The organism is Bacillus sp. N5-665, assembly GCF_022637375.2.
In the GTDB taxonomy this organism is placed as follows: Bacteria; Bacillota; Bacilli; order Bacillales; family Bacillaceae_G; genus Bacillus_A; species Bacillus_A wiedmannii.
Map to the genome: position 1 here is coordinate 1,985,046 of NZ_CP093325.1, position 26,663 is coordinate 2,011,708.

Here is a 26,663-nt window from a genome sequence, read left to right on the forward strand (position 1 = left end):
TAGTAGTTCATTTGTTAGAATAGTCGAATTAACTAAGGTCTGTATCAGGAGGAGTGTACCCAAGGTGACGAGCCATAGATACAATTTGTCCTTTATGATGAAACTCATGTGTCTCTGTATGAGTTAAAAGCCATATCGGTGTTGTACTCCAAGGTTCTTTTTGCCATTTCACTTCATTTGCTATATTTTCGAGCCAACGGTCATTGTATTCATCTAAAAAGTGTTGTACAGTCTCATCTACTAACTTAAATCTAGCACGGACTTTTGCGATATCTGCATGTTCAATTTCGTAATCGCTAGCAAATGAAAAATCTGCCCGTTTTTGCTTGAATGCGAACGATCCAAGCCAGTATCGATAGCAATCGGCTACATGAATATGTGTCTTTATGAGGCTACCGCTCCCGAAATTTGGAACAGTGCTATGTAATTTTTCTAGTGGGATTTCTTCCAAAAACGAAAATAGAGTTTCTCTTGTAGAACTAATAAGATTATATTGTTGTTTTAAAATATATAACATGCAAGAACACTCCTCTTTTATTTACTAAACTATTTGTGTAGTGAGTAATTCTATATGTACGAGGGGCGAACCTTTTTATTATTTTTACTGAGCATATTAGATGTATTTCTTCATTGTTTCTGATAGATTAAACAAGGTGAAACTTTAATAAGTTGAACATTCTTAGTTCATAATAAATGGTACATGAAGAAGGGGAACGATCAAATGAATAGAATAATTGGTTTAAAACAATTTGAAATAACGCGTGGGGCATTACTTAAATTTATGGAAACGTTAGATGATAAAACTGCAGATACACAGCCGGAGGGTTTTAATAATACAATTCGCTGGCATATTGGTCATGTGTTAACAGCAGCAGAAGTTTTCATGTTTGGAAAAGAATTCAAAAAATTACCAACTGAATATCCAGGTATGTTTGGGTATGGATCAAAACCGTCTAAATGGAAAACAGAAGGACCATCATTAGAAGTGTTAACGGCTCAATTAAAAGAACAAGCTAAACGTATTAACGAAATTCCAGCAGAAGCATTTGAAAATAAACTACCAGAGCCATTTCTAGGATTGGAAACAGTAGGAGAGCTATACGGTATGATGCTTTATCATGAAGCTGATCATATTGGGCAAATGAAGGCGATGGAACGTATTATTAAGGCTCTTTAGTTTTAATTGCATATGAAAAACGAAATCACAGATGTTTTGTGAAAATTGAGGTGTAAGTAGTTACAATCTTATTTTTCACAATACAGGTGTAATGTTAAATAATATAAAGACAAAAAAAGATAGATAATTTATTATCTATCTTTTTTTGTTGTTGAACTTCTTGAAGGATTATGAACGATTATCATCGTGATACTGATGAAGTAGGAATAGTTATTATTTTTTGTTTTACATAATAGAAAAATATTGAAGATAATACAAAAATAAGGTTGCAAAATCTGTATGAAATATAAGTATAATAATAGAGAAGAACTAGAAATAGGAGTGAATACTATGATTACATTAGAACAAAAGCTGGAGCAATATATACATACATATTCACAGTTAAAGGGAGAACTAAAATGGAAAACGAGTGATTCTCGAACAGGAATGATGATTGCTGCTATGTATACAAGTAGTGATAAATTGTTTGATCTCGGACGTTTTTTAGAAATTAGTAGTTATATTAAGAATCAGGTAGGGATGTTTTCATACTTAAAGTCTTATCATCGCTTTGTAGTGGCCGCAACTTTAGATATTCACTTTACAGATTACAAGGAAGCTTTTCGGAAGTTTTTAGATTTATATGAACAATTGGTCGTTGGTGGTTTTAGCCGAAGTATATTTACTTATCTCGCAGCAGCTGTGCTTTTAACAGAAGAAAATGAACAGCTGGGCACACACATTCAGCGTTCGATGCAAGTATTTAAACGGATGAAAGAGGATCATCTTTTTCTTACAGGTACAAATGATTATCCGCTCGCGGTTTTACTAGCAGGACAATCAGAGAATGTAGAAGTACTTATGGACCGAGTGGAACGTCTTTATCAGAAACTAGCGATAGCTGGCTTGCGTAAAGGGAACGATCTTCAATTTTTAAGTCATATACTTTCATTAAAGAAGGATGTCAGTGAAGAAATGTTAGTTGCAACATGTACAAACATATGGAATTTGTTAAAACAAGAAAAGGTAAAAGTGAAACAGATGCATTATCCAGCTATCGGGCTACTAGCGTTACTTGAGGATGGAGAAAAAGAGATTCATTCTATTAAAGCGTTGATTGAAAAATTGCAGGGGGAGAAATTACTCCGTTGGCATACAGATACGAATATTCTTATTGCTATTCAGCTGTTCGTAAGTCAGAAGGGTGAGGAAAGTAAAGCTACTAACACAGGTTTACAAACTATGATAGAAGTCCTCATACAGGCACAACAGGCAGCTATGATGGCAACAATTGCCGCTTCATCTGCAGCAACTTCTTCTGCTAGTACTAGTTCATAATGTGCGATTGTGTATGCTTTTGTAAATTGTGAGGAATCTATAACGAACAGTTTAAAAAATATTATTAAAGGGGCCCATCACTTTCTAATGAGTGATGGGCTAACTGTTTTTACATAATCAGCATTATCTTTTCGACGCCTTCAAATGTTTGAGTTGTGTAACAATCATAATGCTAATAACAACGAGTAAGAACCAGGAGCTAATTTTGCTTAAGTGAACGAGATTCCACGCTTCCCGTTGATTTGGATATTGCCATGCTCCGAAAAATGTTGCGATGTTCTCTGCGATCCAAATAAAGAACCCAATAAGGAAAAAGGAGAGAACGAGTGGCATTTTATATGTAACGCCTCGTAATGAAAATTCTACAAATGTCCGAAAGAAAACGATGAATAAAAGTACAGTTAATACCCATCTAAAGTCATATAGAAAATGATGTGTAAAAAAATTAAAGTAAATCATTGCTCCTAACGGCACGGCAAAAATAGCTTTCGGCCAATGATGCATTTGTAAATGCAATCTTCTCCACGCTTGGCATATGTAACTTGCAACACTTGCGTACATAAAACCGCTGTAAAGTGGAACTCCAAAAACTTTTGAATACGCCTCTTCCGGATAACTCCATGAACCGAAATGGACTTTATATATTTCTAGTAAAAGCCCGATAAGGTGAAAAACAGTAATTACTTTTAATTCGTCTTTCGTCTCAAGTCCAGTCTTGTACATAAGCCACTGCATAAGAAGGCATACGATGAGTATGAAATCGTAGCGGTATAACCCTGGGATAGAAACTATTTTTGAAAGGGCTAGTGTTAAGAAAATAACGACTGGGAATAAGCAAGATAATGCTTGCTCGTAAGTGAAGTGTAGTAGTTGTTTTATATAGAACATTGTGTCACCTTCGATATTTTTGTTAGAAAACTCGAAATAATGACTAAGTATACTACAATTTTAAAAATAAGCCAGTAGTCTATTTTGCATGTATTTGTAAGTTTTAGAAAGGAATTGTAATAAGTATTTTAATATTTAACAAAGTGAAAAAATAGTTTGCTATTTAAAAAAAGTGAGGATATAATATCTAAATGAAAATGATAATTATTATCAATAATAATTATAAATAAAAAATAATTATAAAAAACAACGGAATATAAAGGATGAAATGAAACATGTTACATAAGCCTGCTGTATATGCTGGCAATAATCGCTGGCTACATATTAAGTTCATATGTTTCATGAGCTTAACAATTTTATCTTTAATAGGCTCTATATTTTTAGCTATTGCATTCGGTGCAAAGGATATCCATTTGCAAACCGTATGGACAGCGGTTTTTGATTATAATCCGAAATTAACGCAGCACCAAATTATTTATGAATTAAGACTCCCGAGGGTAATTGGCGCGGCAGTTGTAGGAGCCGCATTTGCAGTGGCTGGGGCTGTAATGCAAGGGGTAACAAGAAATCCTTTAGCGGATGCAGGTGTGCTTGGCATAAATGCAGGTGCGATGTTTGTAGTAGCACTTAGTTTTGCCTTTTTTCCGCATATTCCATATTCCTATTTGATGATTATTTCCTTTATTGGAGCTGTCTTAAGTACAGTACTCATTTTTATTATCGGATCGGCAACATCAGGCGGATTAACACCGATGAGGTTAACGATTGCTGGAGCAGTTATGGCTGCGCTATTGCATTCGTTAAGTTCAGGTGTCGCGATTTATTATGATTTAAGTCAAGATTTAGCGTTTTGGTACGCTGGTGGTGTTGCAGGTGTTAAGTGGGAACACTTGAAATTTTTAGTTCCTATTATTCTTATAACGATTGTTTTTGCGACGGTGTTAGGACGATCGATTTCACTCATATCAATCGGGGATGATGTTGCTACAAATTTAGGAGTAAAAACGAACCGAACGAGAATACTAGGGATGATTATAGTAGTCATTCTTGCAGGTGTATCTGTTTCAACTGTTGGTTCTATTGGATTTGTAGGACTTGTTATTCCGCATATTGCTAGAAATTTAGTTGGTGTTAATTATCGACTCATTATTCCTATGTCAGCATTATTAGGAGCTATGTTATTAGTTTTAGCTGACTTAGGAGCAAGAACAGTAAATCCTCCTAAAGAACTTGCGATAGGAATTATGGTAGCTCTTGTTGGAGTTCCGTTCTTCCTCTATATAGCACGTAAAGTTGGGAGGGAGTTGTAAGTGAAGAAGATTTTAAACACGGATAAAAAGAGAGCTATTACTGTAACTACAATTTTCGGTTGTATTAGTATCGCTGTAATTTTAATTAGTTTAAATACAGGGACATTGAGCATAGCGCCGCTCAAAGTAATTCAAACGCTTTTCGGTTATGGTGATTTTGAGAGCGCAACAGTGCTATACGATTATCGTATGCCAAGAATTATAATCACAATGTTAGCAGGTATTGGTCTTGGGATTTCTGGTGCGATTTTGCAAGGGTTATCTCGCAATGCGCTGGCCGATCCTGGTATCCTCGGATTACATTCAGGTGCATCTTTCGGGCTAATTATATTTGTTACTTTCTTTCATTCTATTAATGAGAATGCATCGATTTTAATACCGTTATTTACATTTGGCGGGGGAGTGCTAGCTGCATTTTTAATTATTATACTTGCGAGTGATCGGTCAAAAGGTTTACTTCCTATTCGACTTATTCTTGTTGGTATTGCAGTTTCAGCTGGATTTAGTGCGATTTCGTTATTTTTCTCTCTTAAGTTAAATGATGAAACGTATACATTCGCTTCTAGATGGTTAGTTGGTAATGTGTGGGGAAGGGATTGGATTCATGTCCTTGCATTATTACCTTGGATTTTCATACTAACTCCATATGCATGGCTAAAATCTAAAACGTTAAATGCATTGTCACTAGGTGATAGTGTGGCAGCAGGACTTGGAGTTTCTGTTCAAAAAGAACGGTTACTACTTTTAGCTACAGCGGTTGGATTGTCTTGTGCGAGTGTATCGATGGCTGGAGGGATTGGTTTTATCGGTTTAGTTGCTCCGCATATCGCCAGAAAGTTAGTAGGTACTACATATCAACACTTTCTTCTTTTAGCTGGTATTATCGGAATGATTATTTTAGTGCTAGCAGATACGATAGGTCGTTCTATATTTGAGCCAAACTCTATTCCAGCTGGTGTAGTAGTGGCCGCTTTAGGAGCACCGTATTTTCTTTATTTACTTACAAAAACAAAATAAATACTTCAAAGAGGAGAACATATGAAAAAGAAACTTACTATTTTATTTAGCATGATGTGTATTTTAGTATTAGCAGCATGTGGTCAAACGAAAGCTAATGAAGAGGCAACGAAAAAAACGGAAAAAAGTAATGACCCAAAAATTGCTTCAATGTCTATTCACTTAACAAATGATTTACTTGCATTAGGAATTACACCAGTAGGTTCTGTAATTGGTGGAGATTTAAAAGATTTCTTACCGCATGCAAAAGAACAACTGAAAGATACGAAGAAACTTGGTGTTGTAACTGATCCAAATATGGAAGCATTACTTCAATTAAAGCCATCTGAAATTTATGTTGATGAAAAATACGCTGGCAAAGATGTAGCGAAATACGAAAAAATTGCAAAAACGCATACTTTCAATTTAGATGAAGGTACGTGGAGAGATCATTTAAAACAAGTTGGTAAACTTGTAAACCGTGAGAAAGAAGCGGATACATATATTCAAGATTACGAAGAGCAATCAAAACGAGTAAAAAATTTAATAGATAAAGAGCTAGGTAATAACGAAAAAGTAATGGCAATTCGTGTTACTGCAAAAGAATTACGTGTATTTAGTACGAAAAGACCGATGGGGCCAATTTTATTCCAAGACTTAGGATTGCAACCTGCAAACGGTGTAGAGAAAATTGATGGAAACCGTCCTTTCGAAGTCATTTCACAAGAAGTATTACCTGACTTTGATGCAGATGCTATTTTCGTTGTTGTAAATAGAGACGATAAGGCAAAAGCTGCATTTAAACAACTTCAAGAAACACCAATTTGGAAAGACTTAAAAGCTGTTAAAGGCAAGCATGTATACATTATTAATGACCAACCATGGCTTGACTATTCTGCTTTAGGTAACAAAATGGCAATGGATGAAGCGGAGAAAATGTTTACGAAATAATATCGATTCGTTGTTAGGAAGATCCTCTAAATTTGGGGGTCTTTTTTATTGTTAGAATAAATGAAAAATTATACAATGAATGTAATTTAATGTAGAGGAGATGTGCCAATGTCAGCGCTTATTGTAAGTATCTCGTGTATAAAGCAGTTTATAGAACGAGGGGATAAATAGGCTGAAATAAGTATCCCCGTTATTTAATAAAGGGGGAGTTTGAAATGACAATGAATCTTTTTCAAAATAAAACGATTAAATTATCAGCTATGAGAGAAGCGGATGCTGAAGTAATGGCTATGTGGCAAGAAGATAGTGAGTATTTAAGAAATGTAGATACAGATGTAGCATTCCCGCAATCGATACAAGAAATAGCAAGTAATGGGCTATTAAAAGGACGAAGATCGAATAGTGTTTCTTTCACGGTAAGGACAGTTCAAGATGATCGCTTAATTGGTTTTGTGGCGATTCATGGCATAGAGTGGAATAACAGAATGGGTTTATTAGCCATTGGTATAGGAGAGGGAAATGATAGAGGGAAGGGATATGGAAGAGAAGCAATCAATCTTATATTAAATTATGCATTTTATGAATTGAATTTACACCGCGTCGGTCTTGATGTTATTTCTTATAACAAAGCTGCTATTAAGTTATATAAAAAGATGGGTTTTCAGATGGAAGGCTGTATGAGAGAAGCGGTGCAAAGAGATGGGAAATGTTTTGATCGTATCATTATGGGGATATTGCGGGAGGAATGGATAGAGCTGCAAGATTAAAAATACATTCCATATTATATATGTAGTATGCAGGAGATATACCAGTAATTGGCGAAATTTTACAGTGCACTGATTGATTTTATAAGGAGTTATGCAAAATGAATTTAGAAAAAGCAAAACCAGTAAATGAAGAAGTCGCTGAATTAAAGGAATTAATTAAAGAATTACACGGAAGTGTACATCAACTTCAAAGTGAAGTGCAGCAACTAAGGCACGAAAGACCAGTTGTTGAAGTGAGAAAAGGTGTTCAATTATCGCCAGCAATCGTTGGACAAATTGGCGGTATGATTTTAGGTGGATTAGCAATTATCGGTATATTTTGGTGAACGAAAAAAAGGTATGCAATTTAGCTGCATACCTTTTTCATTTTCGTTATTTGTCGGTAAGTCGATATTCTCTGTCGAATCGTCGATATAATTTCACGCACTACAACTATTACATTAAATAACGTAAATATATATAAACATGTGATAGTAATAATGCAATAATAGTTAACGGTAAACCAATTTTTAAGAAGTCCATATAAGAGAAAGCATGTCCTTCACGTTTTGCAATACCAGCAACGACTACGTTTGCGGATGCTCCGATTAATGTTCCGTTTCCTCCTAAGCAAGCCCCAAGTGATAACGCCCACCATAGTACTTCGATTTGCGGAGAATCAACAGATAATCCGAGTCCTGTAGCTAAGTCTTGAATAAGTGGGATCATCGTTGCGACAAAGGGGATATTGTCAATTGTTGCAGATGCAATGCCTGATACCCATAAGATAAGTATCGCAGCGAAACCGATATCACCGTTCGTTACGTCGAGCACTTCTTTTGCGAGTGAAGAAATGAGCCCGATATCAATTAACCCGCCAACGAGAACGAATAGTCCAGCGAAGAAGAAAATGGTTACCCATTCAACATGGGCAAATACATCTTCAATATCATGTTCTTTTACGCCAATTAGCATAAGAAGTGTAGCGCCTGTCATCGCGATAACCGCAGCGTCTACATGAATAATCGAATGAAGTACAAAGCCTAAAATAGTTAGTCCTAAAATTGAAATGGATTTTAAAAGGAGGCTTTGATCTTTAATATAATCTTTTTCGTTCAATGCCATTAATATTTTAATTTGCTCAGTTGTTGTTTTTAGTTTGTTGCGATACATAAAGTAAATAATACCAAGTGTAACGATAGAGATAATGATTACGATTGGAGCTAAGTTTAGTAAAAAGGCATTAAAGTCTAAATGCTTGTTTGCTGATCCAATCATAATGTTCGGTGGGTCACCGATTAATGTTGCTGTTCCGCCTATATTTGAAAATAGTACTTCTGAAATCAAATATGGAACAGGGTTTACTTTTAAAATACGTGTAATGGATAGTGTAACAGGTACGATTAATAAGACGGTTGTTACGTTGTCCAAAAATGCAGAACCAACTGCGGTTAATAAGGATAGTAATAATAAAATGCGGATTGGTTTTCCACCAGCTGCCTTCGCTGCTTTAATGGCCACAAATTCAAATACGCCCGATTGACTCGTAATATGTACGAGAATCATCATTCCAATTAAAAGGGTAATCGTTTCCCATTGAATATGTGATGTGAAAGCGGTATGTAAATCTACAACGCCAAAAATAATCATAATAGCAGCGCCGAATAGTGCGATTACAGCACGATTCAATTTCTCAGAAATAATAAATCCGTACGTGATTAAAAATACGGCAATTGCAAAATAATATTGCCAATTTGCTACTTCATGTGCTGATTGTTCCAATCATGTCACCTTCTTTAAAGTATGTATTCAATTGTCGAAATGTATCTCGCTATATTAATACGGGATAAAATATATTGTAGCAAATTCAAAAAAGAAAGAAAACTATTTAACAAAGTGAAGGAAAAAATATGATTTTTACATATCATATAAAAAATATAAAAAACACAGTGCAAATTATTAGGAAAAGTGAGCGTTGTCCTCTAATATAGAGATAGCAATTTACATTATTTTTGCGTAAAATGGTTTAAAGAGGTGAATTCCGATGGAAATAGTAAAAGATAGTTCTCTTATTCAAAATGAAATTGAACGCTTTGTAAATAAAGATGTATATATTCATTTAGAAACAACGAACGGAGCGTATGCGTCACACTTTAACGAAAAGATGATGACAGTTGGGGCATTCATTCGAAATGCAATTATTCGCTTTGAACGCGGGAAGATTACTGGAACGAATCCATACCGAGTTGGTTTAAAAATGGATCATGGCTGGGTATATGCAGAAGGTATTACGCACTGGGAAGTAGACGATAAAGAGCGTTTATTACTTGCAGGGCACGATAACCAAGGCCGCTTAGCAGTTGCGCTTGAGTTAAGCTTAACGCCGTTTAAGTAAGAAGGAGGGAAACTTATGGAGAGACATGTACTTGTTGTATTTCCGCATCCAGATGACGAAGCATTTGCGGCGGGAGGAACAATTCGCTTATTAACAGATCAAGGAGTACCTGTAACGTATGCATGTGGTACTTTAGGACAAATGGGACGTAACATGGGGAAAAATGTATTCGCTAACCGTGAAACGATTCCAAATATCCGTGAAAAAGAATTAAAAGATGCATGTGAAGCGATGGGAATTCAAGATTTAAGAATGCTTGGTTTCCATGATAAAACGTTAGAATTTGAAGATGTTGATTTCGTTGCAGATAAAATTGAAGCAATCATTCAAGAAGTAAATCCATCTCGAATTATTACATTTTATCCAGAGCACGGCGTACATCCAGATCATGATGCATTTGGCCGCGCAGTCGTTCGTGCTGTATCACGTATGCAAAAAGAAGAACGTCCAGTCATTCATGCAGTTGCGATTACGAGAAATCGCGAAGCTGTATTAGGTGAGCCGGATGTTGTAAATAATATTAGTGAAGTATTCGAGCATAAATTAGCTGCACTAGGAGCGCATCGTTCACAAACAGAAGCGATGTTAGAAGAAACACATGCAAAAATAAAAAACAAAGATGCAGCAACATTAAAATGGCTGCAACTTGAACAATTTTGGACTTATAAATGGGAGTAGGCTAGAAGGGAAACTTCTAGTAGCCCTTACATAGAAAAAGCACCGTCATTTGTGACGGTGCTTTTTTAGTGAATAATCTTTATTCTCCGCTATTTGAGAGTAACCTTCACTTTATCTCATATCCCATTCTTTTGTGAATTCATCATGATATGCTTCGCTCCAATGGTATGGCTGCAACTCTTTTAACGGTTTGAAAATAATATCTTGTTTCGAATTTGTAATGGCGCATAGTACTTCTGGTCCCCAATAAAATAAACGTTCTTGGCATACACCACAAGGTGATAATACTTTTAATTCAGAATGCTCATTTTCTCTTGCAAGACAAATCGAATGTGTAACTTTCTTATGAAATTTATGTGCTTCTAAAATTGCACCTGTTTCCATACAAAGTTCTGTTGAAGCATTTATTACGTCAGGGGCCACACTTGTATAAATGGATCCATCTTCTACACGAATTGCTGCAGCTCCGCCCCAATTATGTGGATATCTTTGGTCAATTAAACTTTTCACTTCATCATATAATTGTTGTTCAATGCTCAATTGTATTTCCTCATTTCTGCTTCATTTTCGATTCAATGACTGTTATTTTTTTAGTAATACCGTTAAAAAAGAATAGACACTCAAATTCAAACTATAAATGCAAGAATTACTTTTCATTTGCATACTTTTCCTCTAAGGCAATTAATAGAGGAATTGATATAGTTACAAGAATGATTAAAGTGGTTATAAAAGATTTAGAAAGAGAAAAAGAACCTTCGATTAAAGGTGATAAAAACTTGAATGAAAGTATACTTGTTATTAAGGAAACTACTAAAAAGCTAAAAAGAGACACATTTTTATTTTTGATAGATGTTTCTATAAAATCTTTAAGACAGCTTATGACGACAAATATAGTTAATATAATAAGAGAAATAAAATAATGTGTTACATTTGTCATACTAATAGTAGGATCGTCTATTATGTAAGCAAGTAACTTAGATACTAACATACCTCCAAATAATAAAATAATAAAAGCAAGTAATCCTTCCGATATATAAGTGCTGAAATTATCTTTCTTGTTAAAGAGTTTATAGTTTAGAGTAGATTGGATTATTTGAATTAGGAATAGGGTAATAATCCACACATAATATACAATTGGTAATTCTCCTGAGAATAGAGAAATTAGGAAGTTTACTATGGTCCTTAAAATTTCAATCATTACAAAAGTCCTCCTGTTTTTAAGCTTTGCGACATTAAAAAATGCTAGTCTATCGTTTAATAATTCAATCTATCAATTCAAACTATTCCTAATTATTCCATAAAATAGTGATGGTATCAAGTTATCCTTCTAACAAATCCTCCAAAGCTCAATACTAGAAAAAGAAACGCAATATGTAATATAATTGAAAAAGTATATTTTAAAATCAATGTTAATATTACCCTCCTATAAGTATTAACATGCGTAATTGAGGTGTTTTCTTTGTTGTTTTATGATCGAATTTCTATAATGGCCCCTCCTGTTCCATAGCTAAGGAAAGTCTATTCATTTCTGAGATTTTCAAAGTTATAGGAGGGTATGAAAAATGAAAAAAGTCTCAGTACCATCACTTTGGTTAATGATCATTCTTGTCGCATTTCCACAAATTAGTGAAACAATTTACACACCGTCTTTACCGGATATTTCAAAGGCGTTGCACGTAAGTAATAATGAGGTACAGTTAACGCTTAGTGTTTATTTTGCTGGATTTGCTTTAGGTGTATTTTTTATTGGATGGTTATCGGATATAATTGGTCGTCGCCCGGCAATGTTATTTGGAATTGTCGTATATGGCGCTGGAAGTTTCTTATGCTATATTGCAAATTCTATTGAATTTTTATTGTTTAGTCGTTTTATTCAAGCATTTGGAGCAAGTGCTGGTTCAGTTGTGACACAAACGATTCTTCGTGAAAGTGTAGAGGGGCATAAACGTCATGTTATGTTTGCTCAAATTTCGGCAGTCATTGCTTTTACACCAGCGATAGGTCCACTAATTGGGGGCTTTCTTGATCAAATGTTTGGATTTAAAATCGTATTTTTAAGTTTAGTTGTTATGAGTGTCGGGATTTTGCTGTATACTTTTGTTTCGCTTCCGGAAACAAAAACGGACGCAATAACGGGTAAAATAAATGTATTTTCTGTATTAAAACGGTTGATTACAAATCCGAAAGTAGTAACATATGGGTTATTAATTGGGGGAGCGAATGGTGTTTTATTTAGCTACTATGCAGAAGCGCCGTTTATCTTTATTGAATACTTTCAGTTATCGCCTAGTATGTACGGATTTCTAGGAATTGTTGTCGCTTCCGCTTCTATTATTGGGGCGAAAGTTTCAAAGCGGTTACTTGCTACTTATAAACCAGAGAAAATTATATATATCGGTTGTCTTGTAATGACAGGGGGAGCTATCTTCTTAACTGTTATTAATTCATTTGGATCAAATCCAAACATAATATATATGATTGGATTTTTAGTAGCGATGTTTATATTGCTATTAGGAATTGGGGTAGCATTGCCTAACTGTTTAAGTTTAGCATTAGTAGATTTTCAAGATGTCATTGGTACAGCTGGAGCATTGTTTAGCTTAGGCTACTATGTAATTGTAACGATGACAATTTGGGGAATGAGTCAGCTTCATACCGGTTCGTTACTGGTGATGCCACTTTATTTTCTGGCTATTGTAGCTATCATGTTGGTGTTTACTAAAGTGTTTATTTTAGGTAAAAAAACTTCAAAATGATTTGAATATGAAATGGTAAAAGAGTCTCATTTTTTAATGAGACTCTTTTATGTTTTATGAAAATGATTAGTGGATATACGAAAAAAATTAAAGGTATTGTTGAGGAAAAGATAAAAGCTGAGGAGAAAAGTTTTCCTCTTTCTGGTGTATTGTTGATTGATTTAAGTGTAGTTATATTTTTCTTAAAGTAGGGAATGGGATAGAGAATTTTTAGCTGTGAGAACGGGATAAATAAGAGATATAGAAGCTAGTGACTTTGTAGTTCTACTAATATATTAAATTTTTGCGTGATGTGTTAATACATGTGTAAGTAATTATAGTACAAACTATAATTACTTAAGTATATGCGGTATGAAACCGAGGAAGATAAAATCTCCTCGGTTATTTATATTGTAATAATATTCATACCGGAATCATATTGAATAGATGTATTTTATTGTTAATTTAGTTAAAAATTAATCAGACTTACGTATAATGATTTATCGAAAAAATAATTGAACTTTTCAGATAAATGAATTAATATAAGGTAAGTAATTTTAAGATTTATAGAATATTGGAAGATGAAAGGTTTTGAGAATTTTGTAAGAGGCAAAAAACGATTTTAGGATAGCTTTAAAGCTAGTGTAAAATGACGTTTGCTTCATCATTTTCAGGGCCGAAAGGAATTAGGGGAAAGCATCTTGTTTTAAAATGCGGCTATGAATCATCTAAGAGGGGGAAGTGAAGTGGCAAACAAAGAATTGAAAAGAGGCTTAGAAGCACGTCATATTCAAATGATCGCTTTAGGCGGAACGATTGGTGTTGGCTTGTTTATGGGGTCAGCCAGCACAATTAAATGGACAGGTCCGTCAGTAATGCTTGCGTATGCAATTGCAGGTATTTTTATTTTCTTTATTATGCGTGCGATGGGTGAAATGTTGTATATGGAACCAAGTACAGGTTCATTTGCGACGTTCGGTCATAAGTATATTCATCCGCTAGCTGGCTATATGACAGCGTGGAGTAACTGGTTCCAGTGGGTTATTGTTGGGATGTCAGAGATTATTGCAGTTGGAGCGTATATGAAATATTGGTTCCCGGAATTACCAGCTTGGATACCAGGTGTAATCGCAATGGTTATTCTTGGCGCAGCTAACTTAATTTCTGTTAAGTCATTTGGTGAATTTGAATTTTGGTTTGCGATGATTAAAATCGTTACGATTCTATTAATGATTATTGCGGGATTTGGACTTATTTTCTTTGGAATTGGTAACGGTGGAGAAGCGATTGGCATATCTAATCTTTGGTCAAATGGCGGTTTCTTTACAGGTGGTTTTTCAGGATTCTTCTTTGCATTATCACTTGTAGTTGGTGCATACCAAGGTGTGGAATTAATTGGTATTACTGCTGGTGAAGCGAAAAATCCGAAGAAGACACTTACAAGAGCGATTCAAAGTACAATTTGGCGTATTTTAATTTTCTATATTGGTGCTATTTTCGTTATTGTAACTGTGTATCCATGGGATCAATTAAGTACAATTGGTAGTCCGTTCGTAGCAACTTTTGCGAAGGTTGGTATTACAGCAGCAGCTGGACTTATTAACTTCGTTGTTATTACAGCGGCAATGTCGGGTTGTAATAGCGGTATTTATAGTGCGGGCCGTATGCTTTATACGTTAGGTGTAAATGGACAAGCGCCGAAATATTTCACGAAACTTTCTGGAAATGGTGTACCTTTATTCGGTACAGTTGGCGTAATTATCGGTTTAGCGGTTGGTGTTGTTTTAAGTTATATCGCACCGAAAAACTTATTCGTATATGTATATAGTGCGAGTGTACTTCCTGGTATGGTACCATGGTTCGTCATTTTAATTAGTCAAATTAATTTTAGAAAAGCAAAAGGAGCAGAGATGAAAGATCATCCGTTCAAAATGCCATTTGCTCCTGTTACAAACTATTTAACAATTGCCTTTTTAATTATGGTATTAATCGGAATGTGGTTTAACGATGATACGCGCATTTCACTAGTTGTAGGTATTGTTTTCTTAGCTATCGTAACAATTAGTTTCTATGCTTTCGGAATAGGGAAACGACCTCCGTTAGATGTTCAAAATGATCAAGAGATTTCAAGTAAATAAAGATAGTAAAAAGTCCGATTTCTCATTTGGAAATCGGACTTTTTGTTATTAAAATTTCTCTAAAACGATTTTCCCAATTGTACTTCCGCCTTCAAGCAGGGCATGTGCTTTCTTTATATTTTCAGCGTTAATTGGTGCGAATGTTTCATTTAATGTAGTCTTTAAAATGCCTTCATCTAATAGTTCGCTTACTTTATTTAATAGTTCGTGCTGCGTAATCATATCGCCAGTTTCATACATCGCTTTTGTGAACATAAACTCCCAAACGAGTGTAGCACTTTTACTTTTTAAAATACCCATTTCAAGAGGGTGTTCATTTTCTACGATAGAGCAAATTTTTCCTTGTGGTTTAATGAGGTCACATATTGCTTGCCAATGTTGATCTGTATTGTTTAAGCAGAAAATATAATCTACATCTTTTATCCCGAATTCTAATATTTGATCTTGTAAAGGTTGATGATGGTTAATGATATAATCGGCACCGAATTTTTCAACCCAGTGTATCGTTTCATTGCGGGATGCAGTTGTGATTACATTTAATCCAGCCCATTTCGCAAGTTGAATTGCAATCGAGCCAACACCACCAGCACCGCCAATGATTAAAATGTTTTTGAATGTATTCTCATCTCTTTTATTATAATCAATACTTAAACGTTCAAATAAACCTTCCCATGCTGTAATAGCTGTTAAAGGAAGTGCGGCAGATTCAGCGTCACTTAACGTTTTTGGTTTCTTACCAACAATTCTTTCATCAACTAAATGGTATTCACTATATGTACCTTGTCTCGTAATGCTTCCAGCGTAAAACACTTCGTCGCCTTCTTTAAATAACGTACAACCTTCACCAGTTTGTACGACTACACCACTAGCATCCCAGCCAAGTATTTTCGCTACATCTTCTTTTTTATCTTTCGGAGAGCGAACTTTAGTATCAACTGGGTTAACGGAAATAGCGTTAATTTTAACAAGTATGTCTCTTCCTGTAGCAACAGGTCTTTCAACTTCAATATCAATTAAACTGTTTTCTTCTTCAATAGGTAAGTATTCATGTAAACCAATTGCTTTCATTTCTATTCCCTCCATTAAAGTAAGAGTCATTTACTCTTTTATTATAGATGGTGAAATGCCATTATGTAAAAAAGTACACTCTTTTTTATTTATGCTGGTATGAAAGTGTGGAAGGAGTTTATTTCTAAAAAGCAGAATTATTTACTGTGTTACTTTATCTTAAATTAAATGTAAAGGTGGATACATAATGTCAGTAAAAAAGCTTTATTTCATCCCAGCAGGTCGTTGTATGTTAGATCATTCTTCTGTTAATAGTACGCTCACACCGGGAAATTTATTGAACTTACCTGTATGGTGTTATCTTTTGGAGACAGAAGAGGGGCCTATTTTAGTAGATACAGGTATGCCAGAAAGTGCAGTTAATAATGAAGGTCTTTTTAACGGTACATTTGTCGAAGGGCAGGTTTTACCGAAAATGACTGAAGAAGATAGAATCGTGAATATTTTAAAACGGGTTGGTTATGAGCCGGAAGACCTTCTTTATATTATTAGTTCTCACTTGCATTTTGATCATGCAGGAGGAAATGGCGCTTTTATAAATACACCAATCATTGTACAGCGTGCTGAATATGAGGCGGCGCAGCATAGCGAAGAATATTTGAAAGAATGTATATTGCCGAATTTAAACTACAAAATCATTGAAGGGGATTATGAAGTCGTACCAGGAGTTCAAGTATTACATACACCAGGCCATACTCCAGGGCATCAATCGCTATTAATTGAGACAGAAAAATCCGGTCCTGTATTATTAACGATTGATGCATCGTATACGAAAGAGAATTTTGAAAATGAAGTTCCATTTGCTGGATTTGATCCGGAATTAGCTTTATCTTCAATTAAACGTTTAAAAGAAGTTGTGATAAAAGAGAAGCCAATTGTTTTCTTTGGGCATGATATAGAGCAGGAAAAGGGATGTAAAGTGTTCCCTGAATATATATAGTGCAAAAAGTCATGAGCTCATTTGCTCATGACTTTTTCGTTTAAATAATTTTTTTAAATAAGTTATAAACTTTTTTTGAATTATCTTCATTTAATTGATAGTACGTAAGGTTTACATCATCAAGAGTATCTTGCTGAGCGATCATTACTTCACTACTGTGATGATCAACTACCCAAATGAAATATTTTTTATAAGTTCCATCCTCGAAAGTAATCCACATATCACAATCTATTAAATCTGATCCTTCTTCATCTAATGTTAATTTTCCTTTTTGGGCGGTATCCATACTGTTAATGAATGTTTTTAATTCATCTGTTTTTGTGAGAAAGATATCTTTTTTTGTTTTAATTGACTCGACATGTATATCTTTTATTTCCTGTTTTCCTAAAAAGACAGGGGGCTCATTTGGGTCTCTTTGAGTTGAAATGATAGTAGCTTTCTTCTTTGGTTTATTTGCTGTATAGAAATCTTGAATAGATTTCCCTGAGTTTAAAAACCATACGATACCAAAAATAATCAATGCGCTACCGAGCAGTAAAATGATTTTCTTAATAGAATATTCTCCTCTCTATTACTTCGTATAAAGAGCTTTTCTATTAATATATGATAGGTAAGCGTAAAGTATTATAGTTGAACTTGGTTATTCTGCACAGTTTTAACAGGGCGATCTACGAGTAAATTGTAAGTTAGCCCAATTAGTACGAAAATGCCACCGACAACTTTTCCCATTGATAGTTCGTGTGACAAGATGAAATCAATGATAGTCCCCGCAAATAATTGTCCGATAAAGATGAGTAACGTTAAATAAAATGCTGATATTTTAGGCGTAATATAGTTCGATAACGAGATGACGATAACGCCTACTAATCCGCCTAAGTAAACAGCGATAGGAATAGATTGCAACGTATGGCTAGGAATATAAAATGAATCTGAACTGAAAATTAAAAATAACATAGAGAAAAATAATCCAGTAATATAATTAAAAAACGTGCCTTCCCAATTTCCAATCTTCGCTGCTAAATTCGCGTTAATAATTCTAGCAACAACGATAGAAACACCAGCTAAAATAGCGATAGTAATATATAACATTTTCTTGCCTCCATTAATAAATTGTCATGATTATAATTCCGGAAGAGATGAAACATAATCCAATTAGTTTTTTCTTTTCAAACTTTGCAACTTTCATTCCTAATAAGCCGAAATGGTCAATAACGATGGAAGCGATAGATTGACCGAGTAAACTTAATGCGATCGTAATAGAGGCACCAAGGACGGAGAAACTTATATTATTAAAAAGAACAGTGAATACTCCAATCGCACCAGCGCTATATAAAAAAAGTGGAATGCTTTTATCAAAATAAATTTTATTTTTGTTAATGATTAAAATGAAGATAACTGCAATTAAACCGACAAGGTGGATGACAACGCTCGCTGTGTACTTGCCAATTAACTCAGATAAAATCCCATTCAATGGAAGCATAACGGCGATGAGCACACCAATAAAGACAGAAAGAAAGTTATACAATGTAATATCCCCTTTGTATTTCATATTTGTAATGACTGTATCATGCTGAAATTGTGTATTACTATGACATATGTCATAGTGGAAGGAGAAAATTTTGATTACAATGGGGAGTAGTTGTAAAGGCGGGGGAACTATGAAGAAAGTATGTAATTCAATTAAATTAGCAAATTATATGAAACAAAATAATATTGATTCATTTTTTAGTAATGATATGAAACCGTATATGGAACTCATATTTTTTAAAAAGAATGAGTTTATTTGTAGAGAAAATGAAGAGATAGATTATTTATTTTTCTTCGTTGAAGGAAAAGCAAAAGCGTTTAATACATTAAGTAACGGGAAATCTGTATTATTATGCTTTTATGATAGTTTGCAGCTGTTAGGAGATGTGGAGTTAATTCATTCTCAAAAGACTGCTTCAAACGTACAAGTAATGGCAGATTCATATTGTGTTGGTTTACCTTTAGGAAAAGTGAGAAATCAACTATTTCATGATGCGAAATTTTTACGATGTATTTGTGGATCGTTAGCACATAAGTTAAATCGACTTTCAAAAAATAGTACAATTAATTTACTATATCCACTTGAAAATAGACTTGCGAGTTACATGTTAGCAGCAGGGGAACGAGCGGTGCAGCACGGAAATCGAATTGTATTTAGTGGGAATTTAACAGAGACAGCTGAATTGTTAGGAACGAGTTATCGACACCTATTACGTACATTAAATGTTTTTTGTGATAAAGAGATTATAAAAAAGAACAATGGTTGCTTTGAAGTAGTGAATGTTGAAGTTTTGAGGGAATTGGCGGCAGATGTTTATAAATAGGAGGAGATAATAAATGATTACACCTATATTTAGAATTTTTGATGTTGAAAAAGCAAAGCTATTTTACATAGATTTTTTAGGGTTTAAAATGGATTGGGAACATCGGTATGAGGAACATATGCCATTATATATACAAATTTCGTTACATGATGCTGTAATACATTTATCAGAACATCATGGGGATGCTTCGCCAGGCGGTGCGATTCGGGTCAAAATAGATAATGTAAAGGATTATCATTCTATATTATTAAGTAAAGAATATGCTTATTCGAAGCCAAATATAGAAAAAACACCTTGGGATACAATCGAATTAACTGTAATTGATCCGTTTTCAAATAGAATCGTATTTTATGAGGAGAGATGATAGAGCCGGAAGGGATTAATATATAAATTTTTTAGAGAGAGTGCAGTGTAATTGCGTATTAAATAAATGTAATGAAGAGTAGTTCATAAAGCAGTGAACTGCTCTTTTTCATTTTGTTAAACAGATTGAATTATTGAAAAATAAATCGTATGATAAAACATATGAACAAATGAGCATATATTCATGTGAAATGAGAAGGAGGAAAAGGATGTTAGATGCAATTATCGTCGGAGCTGGTCAAGCTGGATTAACAATGGGATATTACTTGAAGCAAGAAGGATATAATTTTTTATTACTTGAGGCAGGAAACCGAATTGGGGATTCATGGAGAAACAGATATGATTCTTTACAGCTCTTCACACCGAGGGAATATAGTAGTTTACCAGGTATGATAGTAAAAGGAGAAGGGAAGGGATTTCCATGTAAAGATGAAATGGCAACGTATTTAGAAGAATATGCAAGGTACTTTACATTACCGATCCAATTGCAAACCGAAGTTTTAAAAATAAAGAAAGAAAAAGAGATATTCGAATTACATACTCCTACAGAAATTTTACAAGCAAAAAAGGTTGTTATCGCAACAGGTGGTTTTCAGCAACCGTACATCCCCTCATTTTCACAACATCTTTCATCACATATCTTTCAAATACATTCATCACAATATAAATCACCATCAAAAATTCCTAAAGGAAAAGTACTAGTAGTAGGTGGCGGGAATTCAGGAATGCAAATCGCAGTAGAACTTGCAAAAACTCATGAAGTTACAATTTCTATCGGTCATCCGTTAACATTTTTACCGTTACATCTTTTTAGAAAAAGCATTTTTAATTGGCTAGAAAAATTGGGTTTATTGTACGCCGAAGTAAATACTAAGAGGGGAAAATGGTTTCAGAAGAGAAAGGATCCTATTTTTGGTTTTGAAGGCAAGGAACTTATTCGTAATGGAGTAATTAAACTAGAGAAAAAAGTGGTTAGTGCATCAGAAAATAATATTATGTTTCAAAATGGTGGCACGTATAGTGCAGAAAGCATTATATGGTCAACTGGTTTTATTCAGAACTATAAATGGATTGAAATAGAAAAGGCAGTGAATGAGAATGGATTTCCTAATCATGTAAGAGGAATAAGTCCAGTAAAAGGATTATATTATATCGGTTTGCCGTGGCAATCTCAAAGGGGATCTGCACTTATTTGTGGTGTAGGAAAGGATGCAGCGTATTTACTTTCTGAAATCAAAAAAATAGATCAGTAGCAACAACTACTGATCATCCATATGTACATGAATTAGGAGAGGTCAAACATTTATTAACTTTATTATAATAGATTTTCATGAGAATAAAAACTGAAAATTCTAATTTTATGTTGAGAAAGTTTTTTGTATCGAAATATATAAAAGAATAGGGTTTTTAGTAAAAGAGATATGATATTTATATTTTAATAAATTGTGATATAGTTTATGAAGAATAGATTACATAAAATGTTATTTTATTACATAGTGATGAAGGGGGAAATTGTTGTGAAGTTTGATGATCAACGCCTATTAGGAGTACGGTTAGGTTCTATACTTGTAACAGAGGAAAATCAATATTTAGTAGTTAAGAAAAAAGATCATTATGCACTTTTAAATATACATAATTTAGAATGCACACATGTTGAAGTGCAGCTAGAACATATTGAAGAAATGTTGCAGGAAGATTTTCAAGAAAGTATAACGGAGATTATCGCACCAGAACATATAAAAATTGTTGCGAAAAATGTTATATAAAGAAAGAAGCTGGAAGGAACAGCTTCTTTCTTTTCGTTATAAGGATAACGTTTTTAACACGTCACCAATAATCCCTTCCATTTGATGAACGCCTAAGTCAGCGTTCGTCATTATAACAGCACCATTACCTCGGTATGGATAGCATATCATCATACATTGAAATCCAACGCCCCATCCAAGTGAATATATTTGTAAGTCTTTATTGGAATCATCTAGAAACACACCTAACCCAGTCCATTTTGAGCAACCTTGAGGAGAAATCATATCTTGTACTAATTTTTGAGAAAGTTTTAGTTTGCCCTTTCCTTGTAAAGAATGAATGATTTCAATTACTAAAGTTGATAAGTCTGTTGGTGTTGTCCAAATACCTGAAGCAGCTGCGAATGGATAAAATGGATATTTCTCATTTGTAACGGTGCCATCTTTATTATGCCCACAAGCAAAGGCCTCCATTTTATTTATATCTTTAGTAGAGAATAGCATGCTATTTTTCAGTTGTAGTGGCTGAAAGATATATTCTTCAAGTAAAAGATTGAATGGTTTTCCAGTTATATCTTCAAGTAGTAGTTCAATAATACAAAAGTTTGCATCAGAGTAGTGAAATTCGCTTTCTGGTTTATAAGTTATTTCTATCGGTACTGGACAATATGATGTTTTACCGGCAAGGATTTCAGACATGTTTGGTCGCCCTTGTGCAAGTGTATAATGCTCAAAACTATTAGGAGGATCAATGATTCCAGATTGGTGGCTTAATAAATTTCGCAATGTGACTTTTTTCTGTGAGGTAAATAGATTGGTAGGTATGTTCCAAGATGTGAGTCTATCATTTACGTCTTTATCTAAATGCACGATCTTTTGATCTGATAACATTAGTACGAGCATTGTAGTGAAGAATTTACTAATAGAACAAGAATTGAATATGGAATTCGTAGTGATAGTTTTAGTTGTTCTAGATTCAAGTGTTCCAAAAGCAATCGCTTCGTCTAGTTTGCCGTCACGTATAACGGCAAGGCTTAAACCTGCAACGGAATATTGGTTCATTTTCTCGTATATAATGTGACTTTTTAAGTTCATAGTGACTCCTTTCTTCTAAAAGACAGAATGTTAGTTCTATTATACAGTAGTTAATAGAGAGAATGAGAGAAAAAGAAAAAACTTCATCTTTTATCGATGAAGTTCTTTTAGTTAATTCGAAGTGAATGTTTTAAAAAATTTGTCTCGGTACATGTACATAAGCCATGAGGTTGTTAGTAAGGAAATAATGATTTGTTTATTTTTAAATGGCGCATTGAAAACAAGCCAGCCAACGATATCAAATAATAAATGTAGTGCAATTGAAAGAACTACAAATTGTAGTAGCGTATTTAAAAATCTTTTCATAAAGTGTCCACCTAAAATAAAAGGTTGTATCAACAATGTTGCACATTACTGTTATACATTAAATGTGTTTTGTGGTAAAATTTGCATAAGTTAGTGAAATAAAACAAATGAAAGCTAATAGGAGGGATAGTCATGGAATTTTGGATGATCATACCGATAGCGGTCTTTGGATTTATTTATATCGTTGAAAAATTAAATAAAATCGAAAAGAAAACAGATGCACGTTTAAAGCGGATGGAAGATAGATTACAGCTAATTACGAAAGAAATGGGAATTATAGATAGAGAACCTGAAATTAATAAAGAGTTGCGCCAGCTTATGGAAGAAGGAAAAACAGTTACAGCAGTTAAGAGAGTAAGAGAGGCTTTCGGGTTTTCCTTATTAGAAGCGAAGCAATATGTTGATAAATTATAAAAAAGATCATCCGATTGGGTGGTCTTTTTTCATTGCACCATGCGTGTATTTACATAAGCAGCGATTATAACGTGCCCAATTATAATGATAGGAAATACGATTTTTGCATTAGGAGTAAGGAAGACACTACCAATTGTGGCGATAACACCGGCAGTTAAATTATAAAGACCAACTATTTTTGATAACTTTACTTTATTTGGTACACGGCGTTCATTGAATCCTGATAAGAGCCAAGTGTATTGTTTTACTCCGATGAAATAGGCTAGTGCAAATGAAATGATTGCAAGTATGAATAATGATGGGGAAGCGAAGAGAGTCATTGAAAACACCTCCATTAAAGAGTTATAAATAAATTATAATATGAATGTTATAATTTAACAAAATACATTTTTGATTTTAAGTGTAATAGAAAAACGGAGTATTTGTGATGAAGGGAGATTAAGTATGAATATTGTGGAATTCCAGAGATATGTATCAAATTTCAGTGAAGAAAAAGGATTTCAAGATACGACAATTGAAGAGCGTACGATGTATGCAATGGCGGAATTAGGTGAATTAGCGGAAGTTATATTAAAGCGTAATAAAATACAAAATGCAAAAAGAGAAATCGGTTTAGAAATGTTTGATGTAATTTGGAATGTATGTGATTTAGCAAACAAGTTAGAAATTGATTTAGAGAAGGCGTTTGAAGAAAAAATGATGATAAATAAAAAGCGTGAATGGTAGGTAGAATTTTAATTTGTAAAGATGGGTGATATGAATGAAAAAGAAGCTTATTATAGGAGGAGTCTTTACCTTAATTAGTGTAATGAGTGTTTTCGCTTACTTAGTTTTTCAAGGCATATTTATTCCGAATCAAATAAGTTCGGATAAGTATAAAATAAAAGGTGTAGATGTTGCGTCGTATCAAGGTGATATAGATTGGAGGGAGTTGGAAAAGCAAAATATGAAGTTTGCGTTTATAAAGGCTACTGAAGGAAGCGCGTTTGTGGATAAGTACTTTTCGAAAAATTGGACGAATGCGAATAAGACAGGTATGCGCGTCGGAGCGTATCATTTTTTTAGTTTTGATAGTAAGGGTGAAACACAAGCAGAGCAATATATACGAACTGTTCCAAAATATAAACAAGCATTGCCACCCGTAATTGATGTTGAGTTTTATGCTAACAAAAAAGATAATCCACCTAAGCGTGAAGATGTTGTGAAAGAGTTGTCGGTCATGATTGAAATGCTAGAAAAACATTACGGTAAGAAAGTAATATTGTATGCAACTCAAGAGGCATATGATTTGTATATAAAGAATGCGTATCCCCAATGTGATATATGGATTCGTAGTGTTTTTACAAAACCGAGTTTATCTGATGAGAGAAAATGGACGTTTTGGCAATACACGAACCGCGGGAGATTAAATGGTTATAATGGAAAAGAGAAGTATATTGATTTGAATGTATTTTATGGGAACGAGGAAGAGTTTGAGAATTATGGAATAAAAGGTTAAGTTTTAAAGCGCACAAAATCTTGTGCGCTTTTTATTAATGATATGAAAAATATGTAAGAAAAGATGGAACAAACATTTGAGATGAATTGTCTATTATAGGTAATAGCTATTTCGTTTGAAAGAAAGGGTGGAGAAAATGAAAAATACATTATTAAAATTAGGGGTATGTGTTAGTTTACTAGGAACAACTCAATTTGTTAGTACAATTTCTTCTGTACAAGCAGAACGAACGGTAGAGCAAAAAGTAATAAAAAATGAGACAGGAACTATTTCAATTTCTCAGTTAAACAAAAATGTATGGGTTCATACGGAGTTAGGTTATTTTAACGGGGAAGCAGTTCCTTCGAACGGTCTAGTTCTTACTACTTCTAAAGGGTTAGTACTTGTCGATTCTTCTTGGGATGATAAACTAACGAAGGAATTAATAGAGATGGTAGAAAAGAAATTTAAGAAGCGCGTAACGGATGTCATTATTACACATGCGCACTCAGATCGAATTGGCGGAATAAAAACGTTGAAAGAAAGAGGCATTAAAGCGCATAGTACGGCATTGACTGCAGAACTAGCAAAGAAAAATGGATATGAAGAACCACTTGGAGACTTACAAAGAATTACAAATTTGAAGTTTGGAAATATGAAAGTAGAAACATTTTATCCAGGGAAAGGGCATACAGAAGATAATATCGTCGTATGGTTACCGCAATACAACATTTTAGCTGGAGGCTGTTTAGTGAAATCTGCGGAAGCTAAAAATTTAGGAAATGTTGCTGATGCTTATGTAAATGAATGGTCTACATCGATTGAGAATGTGCTGAAGCGATATGGAAATATAAATGCAGTAGTGCCTGGTCATGGGGATGTAGGGGATAGAGGATTACTTTTACATACATTGGATTTGTTGAAATAAAAAATTAGGGGAATAAAAAAGCGAGGAGAAACAATTTTCTCCTCGCTTTCTTCTAGCTATATTTAAATGCGAAGCTATCAATTATGCCTGCATACGTTACTGAGATTTTAATTCCAAGTATACAAATACCAGTACCGTCATAATTGCTATAACAACGTAAGTAGCATCAAGCATTATAAGTGTTTTTAAAGTTTCAGTCATCCTAATTCACCCCTGGTATGAAAATATAACATAATCTCTTATCAATCAGATCAGAGATTATAAAGATAACAATGTACATGAAATTTCTTAAGTAGATTCTATATAAATATATCATATAAATAATGTAAATATTGTAAAGATAGTGTAAATGTATTGTAAATAAAGTGATTTTTCATAAAATCTTTAATCAAAAAATTGATAGGTCTTCAAAATGAAAAAACGCTATTCTTTCAGTTGAATAATAAAAAGAAAGAATAGCGTTTTTGTATGTCTATTTCTGTTTGCTTAAGAGATTTATAGTACGAAATTTTCATTTCGTACTATAAACTAGAAAGTTAAATATGTGATTCAGCAATAGTTTAGATATTTGAAAAACTGAACAATATAATTATGTAATGTTTTTTTTGGTTTCAATAAAAATATTATGTCAACAATATGAACTGT

The 26,663-nt window shown here is 33.9% G+C and carries 32 protein-coding genes; 20 read left to right on the plus strand and 12 right to left on the minus strand.

The window, feature by feature from the left end; genetic code table 11:
* Positions 1-28: 28 nt before the first annotated feature.
* Entirely contained in the window at positions 29-517 is a 489-nt protein-coding gene (locus MNO09_RS12680; RefSeq protein ID WP_000965762.1) for a DinB family protein, read from the minus strand.
* 183 nt (positions 518-700) lie between these two features.
* Between MNO09_RS12680 and MNO09_RS12685 the strand changes: the two genes are divergently transcribed.
* Positions 701-1,177, plus strand: a complete 477-nt coding sequence (locus MNO09_RS12685) for a DinB family protein (protein WP_116480661.1) — start codon at positions 701-703, stop codon at positions 1,175-1,177.
* 279 nt (positions 1,178-1,456) lie between these two features.
* Complete coding sequence (locus tag MNO09_RS12690) at positions 1,457-2,494, plus strand: DUF4003 domain-containing protein (protein ID WP_097860342.1); 1,038 nt, start codon at positions 1,457-1,459, stop codon at positions 2,492-2,494.
* A 123-nt stretch (positions 2,495-2,617) separates the two neighbouring features.
* Here the strand turns inward: MNO09_RS12690 and MNO09_RS12695 are convergent, their stop codons facing one another.
* Positions 2,618-3,382, minus strand: a complete 765-nt coding sequence (locus MNO09_RS12695; protein WP_000499390.1) for a DUF817 domain-containing protein — start codon at positions 3,380-3,382, stop codon at positions 2,618-2,620.
* Between the two features lie 275 nt (positions 3,383-3,657).
* Here MNO09_RS12695 and MNO09_RS12700 point away from each other — a divergent pair, with 275 nt between their 5' ends.
* The 5 genes from MNO09_RS12700 (at position 3,658) to MNO09_RS12720 (ending at position 7,732) form a co-directional block, all read left to right on the plus strand.
* Positions 3,658-4,692 carry a FecCD family ABC transporter permease gene (locus MNO09_RS12700; protein ID WP_000902673.1) on the plus strand — a complete coding sequence of 345 codons (1,035 nt, stop codon included), beginning with the start codon at positions 3,658-3,660 and terminating at the stop codon, positions 4,690-4,692.
* Positions 4,693-5,709, plus strand: coding sequence for a FecCD family ABC transporter permease (locus tag MNO09_RS12705; protein ID WP_088107058.1), 1,017 nt, complete (start codon positions 4,693-4,695; stop codon positions 5,707-5,709).
* A 21-nt stretch (positions 5,710-5,730) separates the two neighbouring features.
* Positions 5,731-6,639: an iron-hydroxamate ABC transporter substrate-binding protein gene (locus tag MNO09_RS12710; RefSeq protein ID WP_000728221.1), complete on the plus strand. Its 909-nt coding sequence runs from the start codon at positions 5,731-5,733 to the stop codon at positions 6,637-6,639.
* Positions 6,640-6,854: 215 nt separating this feature from the next.
* Positions 6,855-7,406 carry a GNAT family N-acetyltransferase gene (locus tag MNO09_RS12715; protein WP_000178477.1) on the plus strand — a complete coding sequence of 184 codons (552 nt, stop codon included), beginning with the start codon at positions 6,855-6,857 and terminating at the stop codon, positions 7,404-7,406.
* 98 nt (positions 7,407-7,504) lie between these two features.
* The gene (locus tag MNO09_RS12720; RefSeq protein ID WP_001047302.1) at positions 7,505-7,732 is read left to right on the plus strand and encodes a coiled-coil domain-containing protein; all 228 of its coding nucleotides are present in this window, start codon (positions 7,505-7,507) and stop codon (positions 7,730-7,732) included.
* A gap of 109 nt (positions 7,733-7,841) precedes the next feature.
* On the opposite strand, the gene MNO09_RS12725 is transcribed toward MNO09_RS12720, so the two are convergent.
* Positions 7,842-9,167 carry an ArsB/NhaD family transporter gene (locus MNO09_RS12725; RefSeq protein ID WP_000437998.1) on the minus strand — a complete coding sequence of 442 codons (1,326 nt, stop codon included), beginning with the start codon at positions 9,165-9,167 and terminating at the stop codon, positions 7,842-7,844.
* Between the two features lie 262 nt (positions 9,168-9,429).
* Between MNO09_RS12725 and MNO09_RS12730 the strand changes: the two genes are divergently transcribed.
* Complete coding sequence (locus MNO09_RS12730; RefSeq protein WP_000407039.1) at positions 9,430-9,780, plus strand: YojF family protein; 351 nt, start codon at positions 9,430-9,432, stop codon at positions 9,778-9,780.
* A gap of 15 nt (positions 9,781-9,795) precedes the next feature.
* Positions 9,796-10,458, plus strand: a complete 663-nt coding sequence (bshB2, locus tag MNO09_RS12735) for a bacillithiol biosynthesis deacetylase BshB2 (protein ID WP_000439468.1) — start codon at positions 9,796-9,798, stop codon at positions 10,456-10,458.
* A gap of 111 nt (positions 10,459-10,569) precedes the next feature.
* Here bshB2 and MNO09_RS12740 read toward each other — a convergent pair whose 3' ends face one another.
* Both MNO09_RS12740 and MNO09_RS12745 read right to left on the minus strand, forming a co-directional pair.
* Positions 10,570-10,998 (minus strand): cytidine deaminase, encoded by a 429-nt coding sequence (locus tag MNO09_RS12740; RefSeq protein WP_000021277.1) that lies wholly within the window; start codon positions 10,996-10,998, stop codon positions 10,570-10,572.
* A 106-nt stretch (positions 10,999-11,104) separates the two neighbouring features.
* The gene (locus MNO09_RS12745) at positions 11,105-11,656 is read right to left on the minus strand and encodes a DUF5823 family protein (protein WP_000570013.1); all 552 of its coding nucleotides are present in this window, start codon (positions 11,654-11,656) and stop codon (positions 11,105-11,107) included.
* A 364-nt stretch (positions 11,657-12,020) separates the two neighbouring features.
* On the opposite strand from MNO09_RS12745, the gene MNO09_RS12750 reads away from it, so the two are divergent.
* A complete protein-coding gene (locus MNO09_RS12750) occupies positions 12,021-13,214 on the plus strand; it encodes a multidrug effflux MFS transporter (RefSeq protein ID WP_000758023.1) in 1,194 nt (397 codons plus the stop codon).
* 725 nt (positions 13,215-13,939) lie between these two features.
* On the plus strand, positions 13,940-15,331 hold the full coding sequence (locus tag MNO09_RS12755; RefSeq protein WP_001284400.1) for an amino acid permease: 1,392 nt from the start codon (positions 13,940-13,942) through the stop codon (positions 15,329-15,331).
* Between the two features lie 48 nt (positions 15,332-15,379).
* Here MNO09_RS12755 and MNO09_RS12760 read toward each other — a convergent pair whose 3' ends face one another.
* Positions 15,380-16,399 carry a zinc-binding alcohol dehydrogenase family protein gene (locus tag MNO09_RS12760; RefSeq protein WP_000643747.1) on the minus strand — a complete coding sequence of 340 codons (1,020 nt, stop codon included), beginning with the start codon at positions 16,397-16,399 and terminating at the stop codon, positions 15,380-15,382.
* 187 nt (positions 16,400-16,586) lie between these two features.
* Here MNO09_RS12760 and aiiA point away from each other — a divergent pair, with 187 nt between their 5' ends.
* A complete protein-coding gene (aiiA, locus tag MNO09_RS12765) occupies positions 16,587-17,339 on the plus strand; it encodes a quorum-quenching N-acyl homoserine lactonase AiiA (protein ID WP_000111947.1) in 753 nt (250 codons plus the stop codon).
* A 40-nt stretch (positions 17,340-17,379) separates the two neighbouring features.
* On the opposite strand, the gene MNO09_RS12770 is transcribed toward aiiA, so the two are convergent.
* The 3 genes from MNO09_RS12770 to MNO09_RS12780 all read right to left on the minus strand — a co-directional run bounded on the left by MNO09_RS12770 (position 17,380) and on the right by MNO09_RS12780 (position 18,888).
* Complete coding sequence (locus MNO09_RS12770) at positions 17,380-17,874, minus strand: hypothetical protein (protein ID WP_117616449.1); 495 nt, start codon at positions 17,872-17,874, stop codon at positions 17,380-17,382.
* Between the two features lie 89 nt (positions 17,875-17,963).
* Positions 17,964-18,428 (minus strand): DMT family transporter, encoded by a 465-nt coding sequence (locus tag MNO09_RS12775; RefSeq protein WP_000965801.1) that lies wholly within the window; start codon positions 18,426-18,428, stop codon positions 17,964-17,966.
* 13 nt (positions 18,429-18,441) lie between these two features.
* On the minus strand, positions 18,442-18,888 hold the full coding sequence (locus MNO09_RS12780) for a DMT family transporter (RefSeq protein ID WP_002096403.1): 447 nt from the start codon (positions 18,886-18,888) through the stop codon (positions 18,442-18,444).
* Between the two features lie 109 nt (positions 18,889-18,997).
* On the opposite strand from MNO09_RS12780, the gene yeiL reads away from it, so the two are divergent.
* From yeiL to MNO09_RS12800, 4 genes are all read left to right on the plus strand, one after another.
* Positions 18,998-19,690 carry a transcriptional regulator YeiL gene (yeiL, locus tag MNO09_RS12785; protein ID WP_002096404.1) on the plus strand — a complete coding sequence of 231 codons (693 nt, stop codon included), beginning with the start codon at positions 18,998-19,000 and terminating at the stop codon, positions 19,688-19,690.
* A gap of 13 nt (positions 19,691-19,703) precedes the next feature.
* Complete coding sequence (locus MNO09_RS12790) at positions 19,704-20,054, plus strand: glyoxalase superfamily protein (RefSeq protein ID WP_000632414.1); 351 nt, start codon at positions 19,704-19,706, stop codon at positions 20,052-20,054.
* A gap of 208 nt (positions 20,055-20,262) precedes the next feature.
* Entirely contained in the window at positions 20,263-21,306 is a 1,044-nt protein-coding gene (locus MNO09_RS12795) for a flavin-containing monooxygenase (protein WP_000882903.1), read from the plus strand.
* Positions 21,307-21,570: 264 nt separating this feature from the next.
* The gene (locus MNO09_RS12800) at positions 21,571-21,819 is read left to right on the plus strand and encodes a hypothetical protein (protein ID WP_000666939.1); all 249 of its coding nucleotides are present in this window, start codon (positions 21,571-21,573) and stop codon (positions 21,817-21,819) included.
* A 36-nt stretch (positions 21,820-21,855) separates the two neighbouring features.
* Here the strand turns inward: MNO09_RS12800 and MNO09_RS12805 are convergent, their stop codons facing one another.
* Together MNO09_RS12805 and MNO09_RS12810 are read right to left on the minus strand one after the other, a co-directional pair.
* Positions 21,856-22,893 carry a serine hydrolase domain-containing protein gene (locus tag MNO09_RS12805; RefSeq protein ID WP_001050160.1) on the minus strand — a complete coding sequence of 346 codons (1,038 nt, stop codon included), beginning with the start codon at positions 22,891-22,893 and terminating at the stop codon, positions 21,856-21,858.
* Positions 22,894-23,004: 111 nt separating this feature from the next.
* The gene (locus tag MNO09_RS12810; RefSeq protein WP_000819645.1) at positions 23,005-23,199 is read right to left on the minus strand and encodes a hypothetical protein; all 195 of its coding nucleotides are present in this window, start codon (positions 23,197-23,199) and stop codon (positions 23,005-23,007) included.
* A 132-nt stretch (positions 23,200-23,331) separates the two neighbouring features.
* Here MNO09_RS12810 and MNO09_RS12815 point away from each other — a divergent pair, with 132 nt between their 5' ends.
* Entirely contained in the window at positions 23,332-23,613 is a 282-nt protein-coding gene (locus tag MNO09_RS12815) for a hypothetical protein (protein WP_000397708.1), read from the plus strand.
* 29 nt (positions 23,614-23,642) lie between these two features.
* Here MNO09_RS12815 and MNO09_RS12820 read toward each other — a convergent pair whose 3' ends face one another.
* A complete protein-coding gene (locus MNO09_RS12820) occupies positions 23,643-23,933 on the minus strand; it encodes a DUF3784 domain-containing protein (RefSeq protein WP_000171763.1) in 291 nt (96 codons plus the stop codon).
* 124 nt (positions 23,934-24,057) lie between these two features.
* Between MNO09_RS12820 and MNO09_RS12825 the strand changes: the two genes are divergently transcribed.
* The 3 genes from MNO09_RS12825 (at position 24,058) to bla2 (ending at position 26,018) form a co-directional block, all read left to right on the plus strand.
* Positions 24,058-24,339, plus strand: a complete 282-nt coding sequence (locus MNO09_RS12825) for a MazG nucleotide pyrophosphohydrolase domain-containing protein (protein WP_001028124.1) — start codon at positions 24,058-24,060, stop codon at positions 24,337-24,339.
* A 34-nt stretch (positions 24,340-24,373) separates the two neighbouring features.
* Positions 24,374-25,111 carry a glycoside hydrolase family 25 protein gene (locus MNO09_RS12830; protein WP_000727829.1) on the plus strand — a complete coding sequence of 246 codons (738 nt, stop codon included), beginning with the start codon at positions 24,374-24,376 and terminating at the stop codon, positions 25,109-25,111.
* A gap of 136 nt (positions 25,112-25,247) precedes the next feature.
* Complete coding sequence (gene bla2 / locus MNO09_RS12835) at positions 25,248-26,018, plus strand: BcII family subclass B1 metallo-beta-lactamase (protein WP_000799237.1); 771 nt, start codon at positions 25,248-25,250, stop codon at positions 26,016-26,018.
* Positions 26,019-26,663 lie beyond the last annotated feature (645 nt).

Bases quoted from the DNA above. Each gene is read 5' to 3' on its own strand.
- MNO09_RS12810 (WP_000819645.1), bottom strand. From the start codon at position 23,199: ATGAAAAGATTTTTAAATACGCTACTACAATTTGTAGTTCTTTCAATT.
- bla2 (WP_000799237.1), top strand. From the start codon at position 25,248: ATGAAAAATACATTATTAAAATTAGGGGTATGTGTTAGTTTACTAGGA.
- yeiL (WP_002096404.1), top strand. From the start codon at position 18,998: ATGAAGAAAGTATGTAATTCAATTAAATTAGCAAATTATATGAAACAA.
- MNO09_RS12820 (WP_000171763.1), bottom strand. From the start codon at position 23,933: ATGACTCTCTTCGCTTCCCCATCATTATTCATACTTGCAATCATTTCA.
- MNO09_RS12750 (WP_000758023.1), top strand. From the start codon at position 12,021: ATGAAAAAAGTCTCAGTACCATCACTTTGGTTAATGATCATTCTTGTC.
- MNO09_RS12700 (WP_000902673.1), top strand. From the start codon at position 3,658: ATGTTACATAAGCCTGCTGTATATGCTGGCAATAATCGCTGGCTACAT.
- MNO09_RS12805 (WP_001050160.1), bottom strand. From the start codon at position 22,893: ATGAACTTAAAAAGTCACATTATATACGAGAAAATGAACCAATATTCC.
- MNO09_RS12730 (WP_000407039.1), top strand. From the start codon at position 9,430: ATGGAAATAGTAAAAGATAGTTCTCTTATTCAAAATGAAATTGAACGC.
- MNO09_RS12775 (WP_000965801.1), bottom strand. From the start codon at position 18,428: ATGTTATATATTACTATCGCTATTTTAGCTGGTGTTTCTATCGTTGTT.
- MNO09_RS12720 (WP_001047302.1), top strand. From the start codon at position 7,505: ATGAATTTAGAAAAAGCAAAACCAGTAAATGAAGAAGTCGCTGAATTA.
- MNO09_RS12830 (WP_000727829.1), top strand. From the start codon at position 24,374: ATGAAAAAGAAGCTTATTATAGGAGGAGTCTTTACCTTAATTAGTGTA.
- bshB2 (WP_000439468.1), top strand. From the start codon at position 9,796: ATGGAGAGACATGTACTTGTTGTATTTCCGCATCCAGATGACGAAGCA.
- MNO09_RS12685 (WP_116480661.1), top strand. From the start codon at position 701: ATGAAGAAGGGGAACGATCAAATGAATAGAATAATTGGTTTAAAACAA.
- MNO09_RS12780 (WP_002096403.1), bottom strand. From the start codon at position 18,888: ATGAAATACAAAGGGGATATTACATTGTATAACTTTCTTTCTGTCTTT.
- MNO09_RS12745 (WP_000570013.1), bottom strand. From the start codon at position 11,656: ATGATTGAAATTTTAAGGACCATAGTAAACTTCCTAATTTCTCTATTC.
- MNO09_RS12760 (WP_000643747.1), bottom strand. From the start codon at position 16,399: ATGAAAGCAATTGGTTTACATGAATACTTACCTATTGAAGAAGAAAAC.
- MNO09_RS12710 (WP_000728221.1), top strand. From the start codon at position 5,731: ATGAAAAAGAAACTTACTATTTTATTTAGCATGATGTGTATTTTAGTA.
- aiiA (WP_000111947.1), top strand. From the start codon at position 16,587: ATGTCAGTAAAAAAGCTTTATTTCATCCCAGCAGGTCGTTGTATGTTA.
- MNO09_RS12690 (WP_097860342.1), top strand. From the start codon at position 1,457: ATGAAATATAAGTATAATAATAGAGAAGAACTAGAAATAGGAGTGAAT.
- MNO09_RS12695 (WP_000499390.1), bottom strand. From the start codon at position 3,382: ATGTTCTATATAAAACAACTACTACACTTCACTTACGAGCAAGCATTA.
- MNO09_RS12790 (WP_000632414.1), top strand. From the start codon at position 19,704: ATGATTACACCTATATTTAGAATTTTTGATGTTGAAAAAGCAAAGCTA.
- MNO09_RS12680 (WP_000965762.1), bottom strand. From the start codon at position 517: ATGTTATATATTTTAAAACAACAATATAATCTTATTAGTTCTACAAGA.
- MNO09_RS12795 (WP_000882903.1), top strand. From the start codon at position 20,263: ATGTTAGATGCAATTATCGTCGGAGCTGGTCAAGCTGGATTAACAATG.
- MNO09_RS12825 (WP_001028124.1), top strand. From the start codon at position 24,058: ATGAATATTGTGGAATTCCAGAGATATGTATCAAATTTCAGTGAAGAA.
- MNO09_RS12815 (WP_000397708.1), top strand. From the start codon at position 23,332: ATGGAATTTTGGATGATCATACCGATAGCGGTCTTTGGATTTATTTAT.
- MNO09_RS12715 (WP_000178477.1), top strand. From the start codon at position 6,855: ATGACAATGAATCTTTTTCAAAATAAAACGATTAAATTATCAGCTATG.